The 375-nt window shown below is 33.3% G+C and carries 1 protein-coding gene; it reads left to right on the top strand.

Translation table 11 applies throughout. The features are described from left to right. The coding region (locus tag FDW96_RS22120) for a hypothetical protein (RefSeq protein ID WP_212732931.1) at positions 1 to 375 on the top strand (375 nt) is incomplete at both ends.

The raw sequence follows: 375 nt of genomic DNA, 5'->3' as shown, positions 1-375 counted from the left end.
GCTAATGAAATAACAAAAGTAGAATTTAATCATGTTAAATATAAAAAGTCTGATGTTGGTTCTGATACTTTGATTAGTATGGCAGGTTCTGACTTAGACGAGGTTCTAAACTGGAGTTCTAAGGGCGAACACAATAGCATGGAGTTTTGGCAGAAAGTAATTAAAAAGTTGCTATGCACGCGCTATGTTGACCTGTACCCTATATTTGATAGTGAAACAGGAGATCTATTAGACCTACTATTTGCTAACGATAAAAAAGAATATAAACCTGAAGAATTAGTAAGGCTTATCAGTCCTTTTTATATCAATGAGGATACAAGTATTTTAGATAATGCTCTAGCTAGTATTCAAACTAAGCTGGAACAAGGTAAATTG

Source organism: Citrobacter sp. TBCS-15, from assembly GCF_005280815.1.
Lineage (GTDB): Bacteria > Pseudomonadota > Gammaproteobacteria > Enterobacterales > Enterobacteriaceae > Citrobacter > Citrobacter werkmanii.
The sequence above is the reverse complement of the archived record's forward strand: the minus strand, read 5'-3'. Positions and strand labels throughout refer to the sequence as shown.